We start from the raw sequence: 16,932 nt of genomic DNA, 5'->3' as shown, positions 1-16,932 counted from the left end.
TGATAATGTGAGAAACATGTTCACTTTTATATACATCTTTTTCATCACTTCTAATATATTATTCATTGAATGATTGTTATAGAAGAAAAATTTGTTGCTAAAAATTAGAATAATTGTAGACAAAAAACATGTATGATAATATAATACTGGCATACAATATTAAATATATTTTTTTATGGTAACAAAAAATATATACCATCATAAAAGGAGGACTCTTAATGTTTAACGCTCATATTAATCCAAAACAAAGTAATATCCAGATGTCATATATTATTAAATCAAAGGTTGATCATGAAAGATATGTCTCAAAATCAAATGATGGCAATTACTTCTTATCTACCCTCACAAAGGTATATCCATTTGACAACGAGCAGGAAGCAAATAAAGTAGCAAATATGCTTAATAATGATAGTCAGGAAGTAGAAGTATTACAAATCCAAAATAGAACAATGTGGTAAAAAGTATAAAAGCGAAGTGTTAGATATCATCTAATTGCTTCGCTTTTCTTTGATACCTTATTTATGGTTCGGTAGTGAAATCTGCACCATATTCCGTAATTATAATTTCACCCTTTCCAGCCTTTAGCCGCATATGATCCAGACGTTTATTGATTTCTTCTTCTATTTCTTTTTGCTGTTTGTATAAAAGATCCATTTGCCGTTTATTTGAAAAATAATAAAACATCAATCCATCATTACCAATTTTTGTTATATCCATTTTTACACTTCTTTCCGTCTACTTTTATGATCTTAAGTTTATTTTACTTCAATGTGTGCAATTTAATCATAAAATTATCATTTATAACAGATATTACACCTGTATCATTTTTCACAAAAAAATGGGAATAAACAGCACAGATAAAATACGTCTAAGCAGCTTGATTCCCATTCATTATTTTTATAAATTTTCTTTATCTATTATTACTAACAATCACTTTCCGTCAGTATTCTTATTGGCATCCGCTTCATAATCGTGGAACGGCACTCGGGGAAAATCATCAAAAGCACCGCCACCTGTAACCTTTCCTAACTCTTCTTCTGCAATCATCGTAGTTTCTTCAACAGATGCTTCCTGTTTTTTTACATTTTTTTTATCACTCAACCTAATCACCTCCTTACTTAAATATCTCTGTATCAAGTCAGCAAAATCATTTAATCATAAGTTACCTAGATGCTATTTCGTTATATCTTTTTAAAATCACAGTAATAAGCTTAGCTGCTTGTGCGCGTGTAAGCTGATCCTCCGGATTAAACATATTTTCCTCATCACCTTCTACGATAGACTGCCTTCTTAGCATTTCCACCGCATCTTTTGCCCATGAAGCGATCTGCCTATCATCTTCAAAATCACTTCCATCCCTTTCTTCAAATTCTTTTTGAGACAGCGCAATAAACTTACTGAGCATGACAGCCATTTCTTCACGGGTAATAGGCTTTTCGGGACCGAAGGTTTGATCCTCATAGCCATTTACAATATTATTCGCTGCACCCCATCGCACATAATCGTAGTACCAACTGTTTGCATCAACATCAGAAAAATGTGCTTGTCCTTCTGCTTCGGTATTGAGGATATCGCTAACCTGTAAAATCTTTAGAAACTCAGCCCGTGTTACCGGTTTTTCAGGTTTGAAGCTACCATCCTCATACCCGTTCAAGATGAATCTGGCGGCAAGAAAGCCTATATTTCTGCTTGCCCAATGGGCTTGAACATCGCTGAAGGATTTCGGATTTTCCAATATCTGATACTCTCCGGACCCGATTAGAGGTATATACAGTTTACCTTTATCCTCATCATAAAACCCTTGTGTAATAATTTGATCCTTATACTTAATAATAATATGATCAGCAAGGCTGCCTTCATCCAAATCATAATTCATCAGTACATACCCTTCTACAGGCACTTGTTCGTCATCATCGGCCATAATCTTTACGGAAATTCCTTGCTGCCCTTGTTCGGAAATCATCAATACTGCGTCCGTTCCTGTATTTCTGATGGCCTCTACAGTATCTCTTAAGAGTACAACATCCGCATTTAGGGTACTGATTTGAATTGCATCAGTACTATCTCCGATAGCATCTTCCCCTATACTCAGTTCTAACGCTTGTGCCCCATTTGTCTCTGATATGCGCAGTACTTGCTCTGTTGTATTCTGTTCCGCGAATTCCTTATCGATAGCGATTGCATCGTTTGCCGGAGCAGTTGGTGATACAACATCATCGTCACCATCATCATCCGATGATGAACCGCCTTTCACTCTAACGTCGAAAGTCTTTTTGGTGCCGTAGGGCTGAATATACGCTGTCAATACAGTCTGTCCATTATGAATACCCTTTATTACATCTCCTTCAATAGCGATAACGGAAGTATCTTGTACAGTGTATTCGATGTCTGCGTCAGGATAAATACTAGCAGGTTCATAACTCAGAGTCAAACGGAGACTTTCCCCTTTTTCTATCGTTAATCCATCCTCCGCTGCACCCTGCAATGAGATTTCCAAAGGCTGGGTAGTAAACATATCGGTTGAAATTCCTTTTCCTTTTTCCTGTTCAACTGCACTATCAGTAACAACCGTATAGGTTTTTAAGAAGCCGAAGCGGTTAAACGCTTTACCCGGCACATCCAATTTGCCTTCGAATGCTTTGGATTCTCCCGGCAAGATCGTGCCTACTTCCGCTTCATAATAGACTTTGTTGTCAATACCTAATGCATCGGATGAAACAAATGGCCCGTTGAAGTTCACTCTAACAATATCATCTTCTACCGATGCCATATTACCGGTATTTACGATATTAAAGGAAGTCTTCATTCCTTCTTCATCCTGGTAGCATTGCATATCTTTGATCTCATATTCCGACACCATTTGGATTTCTTCACTGCTTCCCGATGTGATCCGATTGGTGTCTTTATCGGTGATCACTGCTTCCAATGAAAGATTGTTGATATCCTCGGGCAGTGTCCATTCAAATATGCCTTTTTCCTCATGCCCGGCCAAAATTGCCTGATCACTATCAATGACGGCAACCAGTTTTCCTCTTACACCATTCTTTACTTCATAGATATCCGCATGATATCCTTTTACAACCGGAAGAAGACCTTCATTCTTTATGTCCATTCCTACCATGACCATTTCTCCGGAATTTGGTGTTTTATCCGACATGATGAATTTTTCAAATATCAAATTGCTGTCCGGCATAAATTCCGTTACCCTTAGCTTCATATCCTCAATCAATACAGGAGCATCTGCGTTATCGGTATATTGCTGGTCAAACTCATTATGAACAACATATACTTTCCCGCTTTGGTTCACAGCTATCGACAGCTCATCATTAAACAACCCTGATTCGGTAACCTGGCATTCCTGTGACCAAACAACCGTTTCTTCACCCTCGGCTGTTTTCGTTTCAATCATCGCAGCCGCGAAAATCTCCTGGCTGCCTTTTCCGGTCTCTTCGTCCACTACAGGCTGTGCCCAAACAACATATATGTTATTATTGGGGTCTTGAACCACTTCGTAACCATTTAAGATAGGCTGGTTATCCGTATACTCCGACAACAGCGTTACCGTACCGATTTTCATATCATAACCTTCTTTGATCGAGCCGTCCGGATTAATACCTTCTTCAAGCAGTGCCGTAATATTAACATATCTTAATGCCGTATCTCCCTGCAGCCAGAACAAATAGGTTTCATTTCCTTTTCTAATGAGTTTCGGAATCGCATCGTTCTTAACATTATCTGTAATGCCGACAGGCCAGTAAGTTTTATGGGTATCGAAGTCATATACCTGGAAGAATAACTCCCGATCACTGGATGTATCCTTGATATTATCTTTATCGATGGTATACGCATATACACCGGTTCCGTCATAGCTGATTGCATTAAAGTCGGTAATAATAGGATCCATCATACCATACTTCTCAATCGGAGAACCGAGGAACCTTTGCCCTTTAAACCTCTCTATTAATATTTCCGCATCTGCGGGGTCGCTTAATTCGTTATCATAATAGTAATCCGTCAGCCATCTTCCTTGAGCACCATCATACAGCATATACACGATGACACTATTGTTTTCTGTTACATCTACCGCGGTCACAAAGTCACTTTCATTATTCACGCTGCTTTTTACATAGTACACCCCAATATCTCCGGTAGTCTCATCATAAATAGCATTTGGCATGGAATCATAAAAGTCATCTTCGGTCAATCGTACCATATTGCCAATTGTTCCGTTGTTTTTATTAAACATTGCCGTGTAGATTTCCGTTTTCTTCAGAAATTCCTTTGGATCATCCGATGTAACGGCACCCGGCGGTGTGGATATCCATGTAATGATTACATTTTCTCCTGCATCCATTATATTTGGCGTAAAGTCTGCGGTACCGTCATCTTGTATGGTTACAGGCTGGCTCCAATTGCTTCCGTCAAAAATACTGTATTGCAATGCGGTTCTCTGATTTGCTTCTCTTTCTTTTTCATCTGCCAAGAATACCAGAAGCATTTTACCGCCACCAATATCTATTAATTTCGAGTCGGGCCGGTCATAGCCGTTTTCGATCAGGGTTGTCTGCTTCAATCCTTCGGCAGCACCGAATAGTCTCATACTGTAAAGCTTATTATTCTGCGGCAGCCATTCGGACATTTCATCTAGATAATCCCTGTCTTTATACTGTACGCCGTCTTCATCTCCCGGTGTTGCCAACGCATTTGGTGCCTTTAGCGTCTTTGGCTCTTTTGCATTAGCAAGATCTTCATAGTACCCGAAATTCAAATCATCAAAGGTATAAATAGGAATAGGAATACTTACCAAATACGCATCCAGCCACAATCTAAGAGAAAAAGTAAGCCTCAAACCATGTGTATGGTAATTCGGGTAGAATTTTGTCACTGTCGGATACCAGATATAGGCTGCATCCATCTGACCACCTCCGCGCACCCCGATCGTTCCGGCCAACCCTACACCAGCAAATATCTGGAGGCTTCCCAAAGCTTGGAGTGAAGCATCAAACTTCATACTCTTATCTAACTCATAGGACTGATTATTTAATCCCCCTACCGTAACCAGCGGACCGGTAGGATCTGCGATAAATCCTCCTTCCAACAGCGCCGATATATTGCCTGCAACACCTACGTAGCATGGAATATAAACTACCGGCAGCAATGTATACCAAGTCACTTTAAATGCGGCTGTGACTCCCAGGAAGACCCCACCGCCCATTAATTCAAAATCACCATTATCCCGGATGCCAAATGTAAGCGAAAGTCCGACTACAGGACTCACCTTGAATTGAGGTGCTCCCATCGCTGCCACCGCACCTTTATAGGCCGATGCATCCGAAAATCCGTCTCCAAACGCCTCTTTAACTCCATCAATTAAATCCATCGCGTTATATTGCTTAAAATTATCAGTGGACATACTCATATTGATAGGCGCATAACCAAATCTCATTTCGATTAAATTATTCGGCTTTTGTGTAATGCTAAACATTACATTACTAAATGCAAATGCGGCGTTGAAGCTTCCGATGAGCGGCAGATCAATAAATGAAGCATTTGTCGGTACTGTAAAGTTCTGCGTAACCGGCTCTTTATATGTATCGGACACAAACACAAGTCCCGTATCCTTTGCCATAAGCTTTGTTGTGGTAAACTGCCCGGCACCTTCTGCTGCTGAGACCGGAGGTGTATTAATCTCCATCTGCACGAACAGCTTATCTCCCGGGGCATAGCCTTCATCGCCCGCCGTTGTCAGCATGGACATACAACCGAACCTGTTTGTACCCGAATAGAGACGTACTCCCTGCTTTGTGAACTTCTTCTTATTATCCTTATCCAGTACGATAAAGTCTACGCCGGCAATTTCTTTTCCTTTTGCATCTATATCTACTACATAATTTACTGTTTTTTCATTAATGGTAACCGCATTATCGTAATCTGCTATAGGTACATTTCCCGAATATACGCTAACCGATGTAAATTCCGGGATATCCGTACCATCACTAGGTAAAACCACCTCTGAAAGATTTACTGTTTCAGCTTGTACTTTCTGTGTCTTAGTTTGATTTGTCTCCGGGTCAAAGATGGTGGTGGTAAATTCCTTTTTTGTCCCTTCTCTTGTTGGCAACGTGTACTCTCTCAGTCCCTCTCTGCCATCACTCGCAACAAGGTATCTTACCGTCCCGCCATAGACGCCGCGAAATGGAGAGAGTTCAAACTTCCCGTCGGCACCGACCAGTGCCATATTTCCACAGCTTGCAATCGCCGCCCCTTCGGCCGGAAGATAGGGTTGCGCCCCATATTTGTTTCTAATGGAAGTATTATTATGATAGGCTATGCCGTTCAAAGAAAAATAGCCTGCTTTAACTTTTGTGGCATCCTCCGCACTCAGCCATATAATATTTTCACTGGTAAGGGTCTTTGCAGAAAAATAGAAAATATTACCGTTGTACACAGTATCATTTTTTGCTTCTTTCCAGGTCGGAACATATTGACTGCTCTTAGGTTGTATTGTCAGCACGTAATTGCTCTGAAATTTAGGATTGGTATCAATCACATACTGCCAGTAACTTCCGCCATCTGTTCTATTCTTATAATTCAACACTCCGCTGTTCGCAGTAAAATATTTGCTGATATCGTTTTTATTGATGCGTACCACAATCTTATTGTCTTTTTTCTGGAAGACCGGTGTTAATTGCACAACAGGAGTATTGATCGGATAAATATAGGTATCTCCCGATGTCACATCGTACGTGCCGCTGACCTCTTTGTTCTGATTCTTATTTTCCTTTGTTTTATACCTGACACTTGCCGCCCTGTAATCCTCCGGTGAGAAAGGCATTAATTTAAGCTTCAGCTTATCTCCCAAATGATAAACTTTATCCACATATTGACGACCGGAAGATGGATTAAACTTGTCAACATATCCTTCTTGCGCTTTAAATATCCGTACATCCGCATTAATATATTCGAAAACCGGTTGTACAGTGAAACTGCCTTTCTTTGACCCCGTCACCCCTGATACATCATTATATGAAATAACGTCTTTATACTTCTGCAAAAACAGATTGTCTATTTTAATATTTACAACAGTCTGACCAGGTCTGGCAGTATATATAACCTTTGAATTATCATCGGTTACGATTCTAATCTCTTTTAGTCTTGCCTTCGCGGTATTTTTTACAGCGATGGAAAACTGCTCATCGGCATATTTTGCAACGATCCCGCTGTCATTCGCACCTTTCAGCTCTGCAGCCGTATACTCGGGAATAGGAATTTTATTTCCATTTCCGTCATCATAGGTAAGAGGAGCCGCCGCCTTAAAATGAACGTCGAATTTTCTTTTGATAGGTGTAATTCTGTATATATTTGCCGTAGCATGATTTCCTTTACGACGTTTTTCGTTTTCCACTTCCAGCATGATTACCTTTTCTTGTCCGAAGTAAAGTGTATCTGTCTTTTTCCCCCACCGCTCATCTTCCGTATCATAGAGCGATGTTTTATCTCCTGCATTATCAATTGCTCTGACCCTGGCTGCAACAAAAGCAGGCTTACTCGAATTTTGCTCCCACTCGATTTCTACGCCGTCCCAGTCATTCCTTCCATCTAAATACCCATCTGCAAGAAACACAGGATCATAGGAGATACTGTTACCCCAAGCTTGTATCGCATCTATTGTATTCTGATCCATAAGATTGATCCTGGCTTTTGACCTTCCGGTCCATGTGCCATCCCAAAAACTATCATATGACCAGCCTATACTGTATTTATCCCCATTGTACTTATTGATTCCTCCAAAATTACTCGAATTGCTCTCTGCATACATGGTCGTCAAATCAAGGTCAGCCGCTTTCGTAACATCGGATCCGGTTGTGTTAGAATCAGTACTATCGGATGCCGCCCGCAGTGCAATACGGGATATCTTTCCTTTTTCAATATTTACAACCGCTTCTCCATTCCCATTGATCACACATTGCTTCGCATCTTCCAACACCAGCTTGAATTGCGCCATATCATTAATATATTTACTGTTGACAGGAATCTCAAGCGTCCGTTTTTCTATACCGATGGGGAAAATAACATCCGCATCAACCGGCGAATAATCTCTTCCGGCAACAGCATCAACCGCAACGGTTTTCATATGTATCGAGGCAATGGAGTTAAGAGAGCCTTCACGGTAAATTTCAACCACCGCCAGGTCCTCTTCCGCATAGATCATTTCCTGATCAAAATACACTTGCGATAATACTTTTGGCTCATCATCCTCTATCGTAAACATAGCGCTGGACAGCGAACTGTTACTCATCCCTTCGGACGCTGCCCCAAGGACAACGGCAAAAATTCTCTGCCCATCGGAAACCTTGTTGTCCAGTACTTCGATCTCTAAATATCTTTCTTTTTGACCGGCCTTGAAAGGTACATTCAATGTCGCTCCCACGAGATTGCCTGTTAAATAGTTCGCAAGCTCACCCATCCCGTCAAGCATATCCTGTTTCGCAGACATGGGCTTTCTATCCGATTTAATGCCGGTAAACATCTCTTTTCCTCTTAAAAGAGGATCTATCGCCCCTTGCTCATATACAGCAGAATATACCGCTTCCGGTACAGTTGCATCCTGTGAATCTGATTCGATTGCATCGGGCGTTGTTTCTGCTGTTAGGATAATCTCTTCCTCCTGCTTACCATATACGGCTGAAAAAACAGATTCTTCATCATTCCCTGCCGCCTCAAGCATTTCCTCCACCATTTCTTCATCAGGGTCCGCAGATGTCTCTCTTAAATCCTCTGCCCCGCTGATCATCTCCAGCATGGACTGGTTTTCCTCCGGATTCTTAACCCTATCGCCCCCAATAAGTGAAGCACCTTTTAAATTTATCCTATAATCCTTTGCGTATTTTGCAGTAATGTCTGTAATTTTAACCTGTACATTGGCATCGTCTAAGGCCTGTCCGCCCCTTCCGATTTTTAATAAATACTTCCCGCCTTCACCCTCATTCAATACCTGTGATGCAGTGGCTATATAAAACAGGTCATTTTCTAAGATTTCTTCCGGTATGCTAAGCTGTTCCAGATCTTGCGCTTCCTGATCCGATGCAAAAACCAACGTTTGTGGAAGTAGCATACATATTATTAAGACCATAATAATCATTCGTCTTAATACTTCGTACTTTTTTGTCCTCACAATTGCTCCCATTCCCGCAACTCCTCCCTCTACTTTTTCTGCGATATCATTCTGCAAAATATCATAAAAATATATATTCTCCGGCTTTTTTACATAATCCTTCTTTTTTAGGATATTATTTTCCATATTTTTTATATTTTTTATATTTTTTTATATTCTTTTTACAAAAATCGTCAAATCTTGGTTCTACATGGATAACGGTAAATACGCAAAAAAAAGGATGCTGAGTTATCCTGCAATCAGCACCTTCTATTATTTATGCTATCATCTTTCTGTAATTTTTATGATAGATTATTTATGTTAAGAATATTAGTACCCTATCGATAAAAAATTCAGAATGATATATTACGAAGTTATATATCATATGTTTCCTCGTATTTTATTCTTATATTTTATTTAATCCTGTGAGATCAATGATGCGAGTGCATATCCGATCTGCCAGCGCATGATTATGAGTAACAACCAATAGCCCCATGCCGCGCTTTTCAACTGTTTGAAGCACATAATTCCATATTTGTGCTTGCGTAATCACATCAAGCATGGTGCTCATTTCATCGGCAATTAGAAATTTTGTTTTCTCGCCAAGTACCCGTGCAACACAAAAACGCTGCATTTCTCCGCCTGAAAGCTCATTAGGCCAGCGATCAAGCCACTCTCTTTCAATTCCCATGGAATCAAGCAGCTCTACATCGGGCTCAAGCCCCTCATACAGGGAATCCCGGAGTTTCCAGCGTGGGTTGAGGGCTTTTTCCGGATGCTGATAAACGAGCTGCACCGGACAGTATCCTTTGGCAGGCAGCGGCTTTCCATCAATTAGCACCTCACCCTTCGTAGGCTTCAGATAGCCTGATAATATCTTGGCAAGTGTGCTTTTTCCATAGCCGCTCGGTCCTACCAAACCGACCCTTTCGCCCTTATCGATAAATAAATTTACATCCTTTAATATGAAGGACCCATTGCCATATCGAAAACTTATATTCTTAGCATCAAGTCGCATGGATACACCTCACTGTTCCGCCCCTGAGCTCCCTCATCGGAATTTTATTGCCGCATACCTCTGTCATATACTGACAGCGCGGCGCAAACAAACAGCCTTTTGGCAAATCCCCGACATATGGCTGAGAACCCGCTATGGGCTTAAATCCTTTTTGCGGAAGCGCATGATAAAGGGCTTTTGAATAAGGATGCCTCAACGCTTCTCCACCCATGCTAAAATCCGATGCTGCCGCAGTTTCCACGGTTGTACCTGCATAAAATACGGCGATACGGTCTGCAATGCCGAACGCAAGTTCAATATCATGGGTAATAAGCACCACACCTTTTCCGCTATCAGCAAGTTCACGAAAAGTTCTAAGCATTTCCATCGCAACCTCCGTACCAAGACCCGGTGTCGGTTCATCCGCAATAATGAGCTGCGCATCGGATATGAGTGCAGTACAAGCAAGCACACGTCTGGCCATGCCTCCTGAAAGCTGGAAAGGATACATCTTCTCCGTCTCCTGCTCTAGGTCATAACGTTTAAAAGCTTTCCTCTGCGCTGCCACGGCCCCATTCCCCTTCAGTGTCCCTCTCACCTGCTGTCCTACCTGCATGAGAGGATCAAGATAAGTAACCGATTGGGGCACCAAAGCTATTTTTGTTCCTCTCAGCCGCTGCTGCAATTCCGGTGTTAATTGTTGCCCGTTATAACGTATAGACCCTTTGCATATTGCATTTGACGGAAGCAGCCCCAACACAGCATGAGCCAACAGACTTTTCCCCGAACCACTGGAACCGGCAATTGCCAATATCTCACCCTTTCGTACGGTAATGCTCAGATCGGATATCACCTGAAGTTCCTCCTGATGTATAGCCTTATCATACATGCGGAAAGCAACGGAAAGATCCTGCACCTCAAGCAAAGGTACCTTATCTTTAATCTCTCTCAATTTTCTTCCCCCTTTATTCATGCGCACTATACGGATCAATGATGGTTTTAAGATTTTCACCAATGGCGTCAAACATCATAACAACCATCAGCAACGCAAGCCCAGGGAAAAAGGCCAGCCACCACATGCCCGTTGCAAGATGCTTCATCGCTTCGGAAAGGATCACACCAATAGCCGGCATATCCATAGGCAGTCCATAACCTAAAAATGTGATAGAAGCTTCATGAAGGATCGCATGGGGAAATAAGAGTATTAATCCGACAATATATTGAGGAAAAACATGGGGAATGATATGCTTTTTGGCGATCCACCAATTATTTTTTCCTAATTTCCGTGAAGCCTCAACGTATTGCGCACTTCGGATTTGCATAACCTCTGCCCGCACTACACGGGTCAGGTTTGGCCAGTGGGTAACCGCAACCCCGATGATCACTCCTTTGATGCCCCGTCCCATCATAAAGGAAATCAGCATCAGCATAACAATGTGCGGCATCCCCATACATAAATCGACGGCCCAATTTACCAGCTTATCCACCTTTCCTCCTGCCATAGCAGACAAAATGCCAAGAATCAATGAGATCACCGAGCTTATGGTTGCCGCAAGCAGGCCAATTAGAATGCTGGTGGATAATCCTTTAACAGTTCTAAAAAACATGTCGCGTCCCAGATAATCGGTACCAAACAGATGTATAAAAGAAGGGTCAAGCTTTTTTGCCGAATAATCAGGTGCATATGCCTGTGGATCCATCGCCATCCCTGCAATAGTAATTGCGGTTAGAACCAGCAGCGCCAAACTAAGGATTATCACCATTTGCATTCTCTTATTAATGATTGGAATTTTTTTTAAAACCACTGCAGTTACGTTATCCATGATATCTCCCTTCCCTCGTCTGCGGATCCACTATGCCATAGATTACATTGGCAAGAAAATTACCTGTAAAAACAAATACTGCGCTAAAAAGCGCAATCCCAAGCAGCAATGGAACATCACCTTTAAGCCCCGCTGTCGTTGCAGCATTCCCCAAACCCGGATAAGAAAATACCTGCTCCGCCAGTACCGATCCGCCGAATAATTCGCTGAACGAAGCAAACTGAAGGGTAATGGCCGGCAGCATAATATTGCGTATGCCATGACGCCAAACTATCATCCATATCTTTTCTCCACGAGCCCGCGCAAACAGTACATAGTCACTCTGCAGCACGTCAATCATCTTTTGGCGGGTATGCAAAGCGATACTTGCGACACCGGTAATACTGAGTGTGAAAGCCGGCAGGATCAAATGATATATGCGTTCGCCCAGCGTCACCTCGCTTGCGAGCTTTCCAATAGGCGCTGCCAAAGCCATAGGAAACCACTGCAGCTGAACAGCAAACACCATTAATAATAAAAGCCCGAACCAAAAAGTCGGTGTGGACGAAAGAATCAGACAAAATGTTTTAATGATCTTATCCGCAATACTTCCCTTGTAAATCCCCGCAAAAACTCCCATCGCAAAGCCAAGTATCCCGGACATCGCCCATGCTGCTCCCATTAAAGCGATAGAGGTTCTAAATCGTTCTTCGATAACCTGCGTAACCGGAAGACGATAAGTGATGGATGTTCCCATGTCACCATGAATCATATTTTTTGCCCATATGAAATAACGCTCCACCGGCGGCTTATTCAGCCCCCAATACTCCGCAACATTTTCGCGCTGCTCCTGCGAAACACCCGACTCTGAACCAACATAGGCATCCACAGGATCGATAGGAGATGCCATCATCAGTGCAAATGCAACGATACTAATGGCGATCAGAAGGCCCATCATTCTCAATAATGTTGAACCAATATGCAAAAGCATGTTTCTATACATATTTCCCCTCCCGGACAGGAATATCCAATCATCTTTTCTAAAAACTATTCCATTCTCCATTCATTCATGTTGGCAATCACAGGCTGTCCGTGACCATGAGGATGTATCATCTGATTTCCAAGATTCAGACCATCCCGGACAAAATAAGTATGATCAATATTAACAATCCAGAGGAACGGATAATCCGCATTGATGCCGGTTTGCCCATCCCATTGCGCCAGCTTCCAATATTCAATGGCTTCTTCCATATTTGTTGCAGCAAGAGCTTGGTCCATATAAGCATCTACTTTGGGATTGGAATACAATGACGTATTGTTTATTCCTGCTCCAATCATTTTTGAATAGTATCCGTTATACAAATCAATAGGACTGTAGTTTCCGCTGCCCCAGCAGGTAGGAATATTTAATGCCTGCGCTTTGCAGTCCGCCCATGCAACAGCCCGGGCCTTCAGGTTAATACCCAGCTTTTTTGCATCTTCACTCAGGGCAACAGCAAGATTATAGCGCTGCAAGTCATCGGTACGCCCTGTGATGGTGAACTCGGCTTTCACACCATTCTTTTCACGGATCCCGTCACCGTCACTATCCTTCCAGCCTGCCTCTTCCAGTATTTTGCATGCTCCTTCTACCTGGTTATCTTTGAAAGGAGTTTCAGGGTGAAACCATGGAAGTGCATCTACCCGGCCATAAGCCGGAACACCGACACCGTTTAATGCATTTTGAATAATCTTAACACGATCAATGCCGATATTTAAAGCCTTTCTAATGGCAAAATCACTTGTAACATTATTGCCTATCGTCTTTCCATCGACACTAACCGTCTCCGGTATGCACGGCAGGTTAAACCCTCTATTATCAACGGTAGCCAAAGATACAAGGTGCATTCCCTTAACCGCTTCTTCCGAATATTCCGGGTTAACCATTACGACATCCAAACTGCCGGATTTTGCACTGGCCAGTGCCGCCTCTTCGTCAAGATTAAGAATAGTAACCTTTTTAAAAGAAGGTTTTGTTCCATAATAATACTCGTTGGGAATAACAATCAACTGCTGCTCCTTATCAAGCTGTGCCAATTTCCATGGCCCGCTGCCGACAGGATTGTCTCCAAAATCTTTACCATAAACATGCTCAGGCACAATACCCAGCAGCGCGGTGGTTGAAGCAAACGCAGACCACGGCTTATGAAGGGTAAAAACTACTGTTCTGTCATCGCTGGCTTTTGCATCGGCAAGCATTGTCAAATCCACACTAGAGCCGCTATTTTTCGCTGTTAGATATGTAAAAACAACATCGTTAGCCGTAAGAACAACACCATCGGAAAATTTAACATCTTCCCTCAAATGATAGGTATAGGTCAATCCGTCCTCACTGACGGTATAATCGGTAGCTAAATCCGGCTCAACTTCAATTTTATCATTGAATTTTAACAGTGAGCTGAAAAAAAGTCCATATCCGTAGATCCCATAACCGGTACAAGGATTATATCCTCCACCGGCCGTTCCTTTCCCAACAGAGATAATTAGTTCATCTTTGGTTTCAACCGCGGCATTGGAAACATTTTCGGAATTTTCCCGGTTTACATCATTTGAACATCCTCCAAACACAAAGGAAAGTGCCATTATTCCTGCAAGAATTAGTGAAATGTATTTTATTTTTGCATTCATCTTATTCCTCCCGATATCATCTTATTGATTTGTTTTAGAAATAGCACCGCGGTCTTTCTACATACAAAAAGAAGACTAATCAAAGATTAGCCTTCTTGGCATATAATACGGCTTCACACCATATACAATTCGTAACAAATAAAATTCAATCAACCTTAATCAAGCTTCTGCCTGATATCACGCACTTCAAATGCTTAAAAAGAATTATACCAAAATAACATAATACTGTCAATAAATTCGACAAACATATCGCAGAAAATACAATATTATGATTCCTTGGTTAATAAGTTAAAGACTTCTTCATTCTTAATAATCTGTTCAATAGAGTCAATGCCTAATTGTTTTAGAATTTTCATAACATTGAAATTATCAAAGGGAGTCATGATTAAAGAATCTTCACCAAACTCGTTAACGAGTTTGGTGGCTTTACCTACCTCAATATTGGTTCTCGGTCCGCCGACACAGCCGCCATTACACCCCATACCCTCAATAAAGTTATAATCTATACTCTTTTTGGTCGATATTTCATCCAATATCATATAAGATAATTGGTTCAAATCCTCAATGTCGTTTAGTTCCCCGTTCCAGTACCGCTTTACAAGCTCGCCAAATATATGCATACGCTTTTCTTGAAAATTTGTAAATTTACTGTCCATAATGCAACTTCCTCTCGTGCTGACTTGTTTGATGATCGTATATTCGAATCATTTATTATGATACTTTTCATTATTTATATTACTCACCTGATGCTTTAAAATCCTGTTTTTCACATTAAGTAATTTCATATTTTCAACTTTATTCTCACGAAGGCAAGAATAACCTTCTATAGTCTGTCCTCAGCAGGGATATCTCTATTCAGAGCCTTACTGAACATATGCCTTTAATGACAATTATGGTTATCCCAATACAATAAGCTCAAAAACATATTTACAAGTTTTACTTGCTCCATTAAGTCTTTCTCATATACAACTCCAAAATAATGCCCTTTTATATCTCTAGATTCCAAGGTCCACAAAAATGCTTTTAATTTAGGAAATCTTTCAATCTGCTGCTCCATAAAAAAAAGCAGATCGCTTATTTGCTTATATTCCAAAGTATTATCCTTTCTAGCTATTTCATATTCATCTAAATCTTTTAATAATTTAAGGGGTTGAGCAATTTTAAATCGATATTCATTTTGAAATGCTACATCTTTATACTGTGAAATGTAATTATCATAACTCTCACAAAAAATCCTAAACATTGTATCTCTCCTTAAAGACAGATAGCTTTTCAATGAAAGTATTCCGCTTAGATTCATAAAGATCTTTGCGTTGCAACACCTCATCAATAATTTGCAAAATTAATTTTGTATCACTTTTTTTAATGAGCAAATTTATATCTTCAAGATCTTTTTGCTCCATTCTTATAATTTTGCTGACTATTATATCTTCCTTAGATAAAATAAATATTTGTAAGTATTCGAATTGCTCCAACCTAATTGCCCTATCTCTAAAAAAAGGTGAAAGAATAGTACTTTCATATTCCAGTATATCAAAATCTCCTAAATATCTAAACACTTTTCCTAGTTTTGCTGAATAATCAAGATCAATAAAATCAAAATCCCTAGTTGCTCTCTCTGTATATTTTCCGAGAATACATGCAGAACCACCTAAAAAATACATTGGGAAAGGTTCTGTTCCTAACACAATCGCTATCTTCTCCATATTTTTCAGTTCTTCTATCATCAGGTCATAGCTATGCATCTTCATCAGCCTCATCATTAGTAATATTTAAAACATCAATTACTCATTTTCTATACTTATAAGGTGATTATAGCATAAAGAATAATACTTAAAAAGGTTAGTACACAAAAATCGGAAATGACAATCTGTTATATATCATTAAAATATGGCACTAATAAAAAAAGCCACTCCCATTTTATTTCGTGGAGGAGCCGCTTATTTTACTGGCGTCCCTAGCAGGAATCGAACCCGCACCAACAGAACCGGAATCTGCCGCACTATCCATTATGCTATAGAGACATCTGTATTCATACCTATAACATTATACACACTTTTATCTAAAAAGTAAACAGCCTATCCAAAATAATTTATGTACTAGGCTTCTAAAATATCCAAAAACTCTTTAAGCTCTTCTTCCGTCAGATATTCAAGATATAACATCTCACCGCAGGATTCTGCACAATTTTCTTCACAATTCCACCCCATGACGATATTTCCGTTTTGGACTTTATAGGAGTAAGAATGCGCAACAAACACTTCACCTTCATGCTTCCTGATTCTATTAATTAGTTCTTCCTTCACAGACTC

Annotated in this window: 13 protein-coding genes and 1 tRNA gene; 1 reads left to right on the top strand and 13 read right to left on the bottom strand. The window is 40.6% G+C overall.

The window, feature by feature from the left end; translation table 11 throughout:
- The first annotated feature begins 218 nt into the window (after positions 1-218).
- Positions 219-458, top strand: coding sequence for a hypothetical protein (locus QKW49_RS00350; protein WP_282865609.1), 240 nt, complete (start codon positions 219-221; stop codon positions 456-458).
- A gap of 61 nt (positions 459-519) precedes the next feature.
- Here the strand turns inward: QKW49_RS00350 and QKW49_RS00345 are convergent, their stop codons facing one another.
- The 13 genes from QKW49_RS00345 to QKW49_RS00285 all read right to left on the bottom strand — a co-directional run bounded on the left by QKW49_RS00345 (position 520) and on the right by QKW49_RS00285 (position 16,926).
- Positions 520-717 (bottom strand): hypothetical protein, encoded by a 198-nt coding sequence (locus tag QKW49_RS00345; RefSeq protein WP_282865608.1) that lies wholly within the window; start codon positions 715-717, stop codon positions 520-522.
- Positions 718-930: 213 nt separating this feature from the next.
- Positions 931-1,101: a hypothetical protein gene (locus QKW49_RS00340; protein ID WP_282865607.1), complete on the bottom strand. Its 171-nt coding sequence runs from the start codon at positions 1,099-1,101 to the stop codon at positions 931-933.
- 61 nt (positions 1,102-1,162) lie between these two features.
- Positions 1,163-9,301, bottom strand: a complete 8,139-nt coding sequence (locus QKW49_RS00335; RefSeq protein WP_282865606.1) for an S-layer homology domain-containing protein — start codon at positions 9,299-9,301, stop codon at positions 1,163-1,165.
- Positions 9,302-9,560: 259 nt separating this feature from the next.
- Positions 9,561-10,172, bottom strand: coding sequence for an ATP-binding cassette domain-containing protein (locus tag QKW49_RS00330; RefSeq protein ID WP_282865605.1), 612 nt, complete (start codon positions 10,170-10,172; stop codon positions 9,561-9,563).
- The gene (locus QKW49_RS00325) at positions 10,162-11,103 is read right to left on the bottom strand and encodes an ABC transporter ATP-binding protein (RefSeq protein ID WP_282865604.1); all 942 of its coding nucleotides are present in this window, start codon (positions 11,101-11,103) and stop codon (positions 10,162-10,164) included. The genes QKW49_RS00330 and QKW49_RS00325 overlap by 11 nt, the downstream gene beginning before the upstream one ends.
- Positions 11,104-11,116: 13 nt before the next feature.
- The gene (locus QKW49_RS00320) at positions 11,117-11,920 is read right to left on the bottom strand and encodes an ABC transporter permease (protein WP_282868021.1); all 804 of its coding nucleotides are present in this window, start codon (positions 11,918-11,920) and stop codon (positions 11,117-11,119) included.
- Positions 11,921-11,966: 46 nt separating this feature from the next.
- Positions 11,967-12,956 (bottom strand): ABC transporter permease, encoded by a 990-nt coding sequence (locus QKW49_RS00315; RefSeq protein ID WP_282865603.1) that lies wholly within the window; start codon positions 12,954-12,956, stop codon positions 11,967-11,969.
- Between the two features lie 44 nt (positions 12,957-13,000).
- On the bottom strand, positions 13,001-14,620 hold the full coding sequence (locus QKW49_RS00310) for an ABC transporter substrate-binding protein (RefSeq protein WP_282865602.1): 1,620 nt from the start codon (positions 14,618-14,620) through the stop codon (positions 13,001-13,003).
- Positions 14,621-14,886: 266 nt separating this feature from the next.
- Complete coding sequence (locus tag QKW49_RS00305) at positions 14,887-15,276, bottom strand: [Fe-Fe] hydrogenase large subunit C-terminal domain-containing protein (protein WP_282865601.1); 390 nt, start codon at positions 15,274-15,276, stop codon at positions 14,887-14,889.
- A 224-nt stretch (positions 15,277-15,500) separates the two neighbouring features.
- Positions 15,501-15,863 (bottom strand): hypothetical protein, encoded by a 363-nt coding sequence (locus QKW49_RS00300; RefSeq protein ID WP_282865600.1) that lies wholly within the window; start codon positions 15,861-15,863, stop codon positions 15,501-15,503.
- The gene (locus tag QKW49_RS00295) at positions 15,856-16,365 is read right to left on the bottom strand and encodes a DUF6036 family nucleotidyltransferase (protein WP_282865598.1); all 510 of its coding nucleotides are present in this window, start codon (positions 16,363-16,365) and stop codon (positions 15,856-15,858) included. Before QKW49_RS00295 ends, QKW49_RS00300 begins: the two co-directional genes overlap by 8 nt.
- Positions 16,366-16,569: 204 nt before the next feature.
- A tRNA-Arg gene (locus QKW49_RS00290) sits at positions 16,570-16,644 on the bottom strand.
- Between the two features lie 75 nt (positions 16,645-16,719).
- Positions 16,720-16,926: a hypothetical protein gene (locus QKW49_RS00285; protein ID WP_282865596.1), complete on the bottom strand. Its 207-nt coding sequence runs from the start codon at positions 16,924-16,926 to the stop codon at positions 16,720-16,722.
- Positions 16,927-16,932 lie beyond the last annotated feature (6 nt).

This window comes from Petroclostridium sp. X23, assembly GCF_030013905.1.
GTDB lineage: Bacteria > Bacillota > Clostridia > SK-Y3 > SK-Y3 > X23.
Note: the sequence above shows the minus strand (reverse complement) of the source record. Positions and strands in the feature narration are given on the sequence as shown.

Coding starts and splice junctions, on each gene's coding strand:
- QKW49_RS00350 (WP_282865609.1), top strand. CDS start 219: ATGTTTAACGCTCATATTAATCCAAAACAAAGTAATATCCAGATGTCA.
- QKW49_RS00320 (WP_282868021.1), bottom strand. CDS start 11,920: ATGCAAATGGTGATAATCCTTAGTTTGGCGCTGCTGGTTCTAACCGCA.
- QKW49_RS00305 (WP_282865601.1), bottom strand. CDS start 15,276: ATGGACAGTAAATTTACAAATTTTCAAGAAAAGCGTATGCATATATTT.
- QKW49_RS00315 (WP_282865603.1), bottom strand. CDS start 12,956: ATGTATAGAAACATGCTTTTGCATATTGGTTCAACATTATTGAGAATG.
- QKW49_RS00335 (WP_282865606.1), bottom strand. CDS start 9,301: ATGGAAAATAATATCCTAAAAAAGAAGGATTATGTAAAAAAGCCGGAG.
- QKW49_RS00300 (WP_282865600.1), bottom strand. CDS start 15,863: ATGTTTAGGATTTTTTGTGAGAGTTATGATAATTACATTTCACAGTAT.
- QKW49_RS00295 (WP_282865598.1), bottom strand. CDS start 16,365: ATGCATAGCTATGACCTGATGATAGAAGAACTGAAAAATATGGAGAAG.
- QKW49_RS00345 (WP_282865608.1), bottom strand. CDS start 717: ATGGATATAACAAAAATTGGTAATGATGGATTGATGTTTTATTATTTT.
- QKW49_RS00310 (WP_282865602.1), bottom strand. CDS start 14,620: ATGAATGCAAAAATAAAATACATTTCACTAATTCTTGCAGGAATAATG.
- QKW49_RS00330 (WP_282865605.1), bottom strand. CDS start 10,172: ATGCGACTTGATGCTAAGAATATAAGTTTTCGATATGGCAATGGGTCC.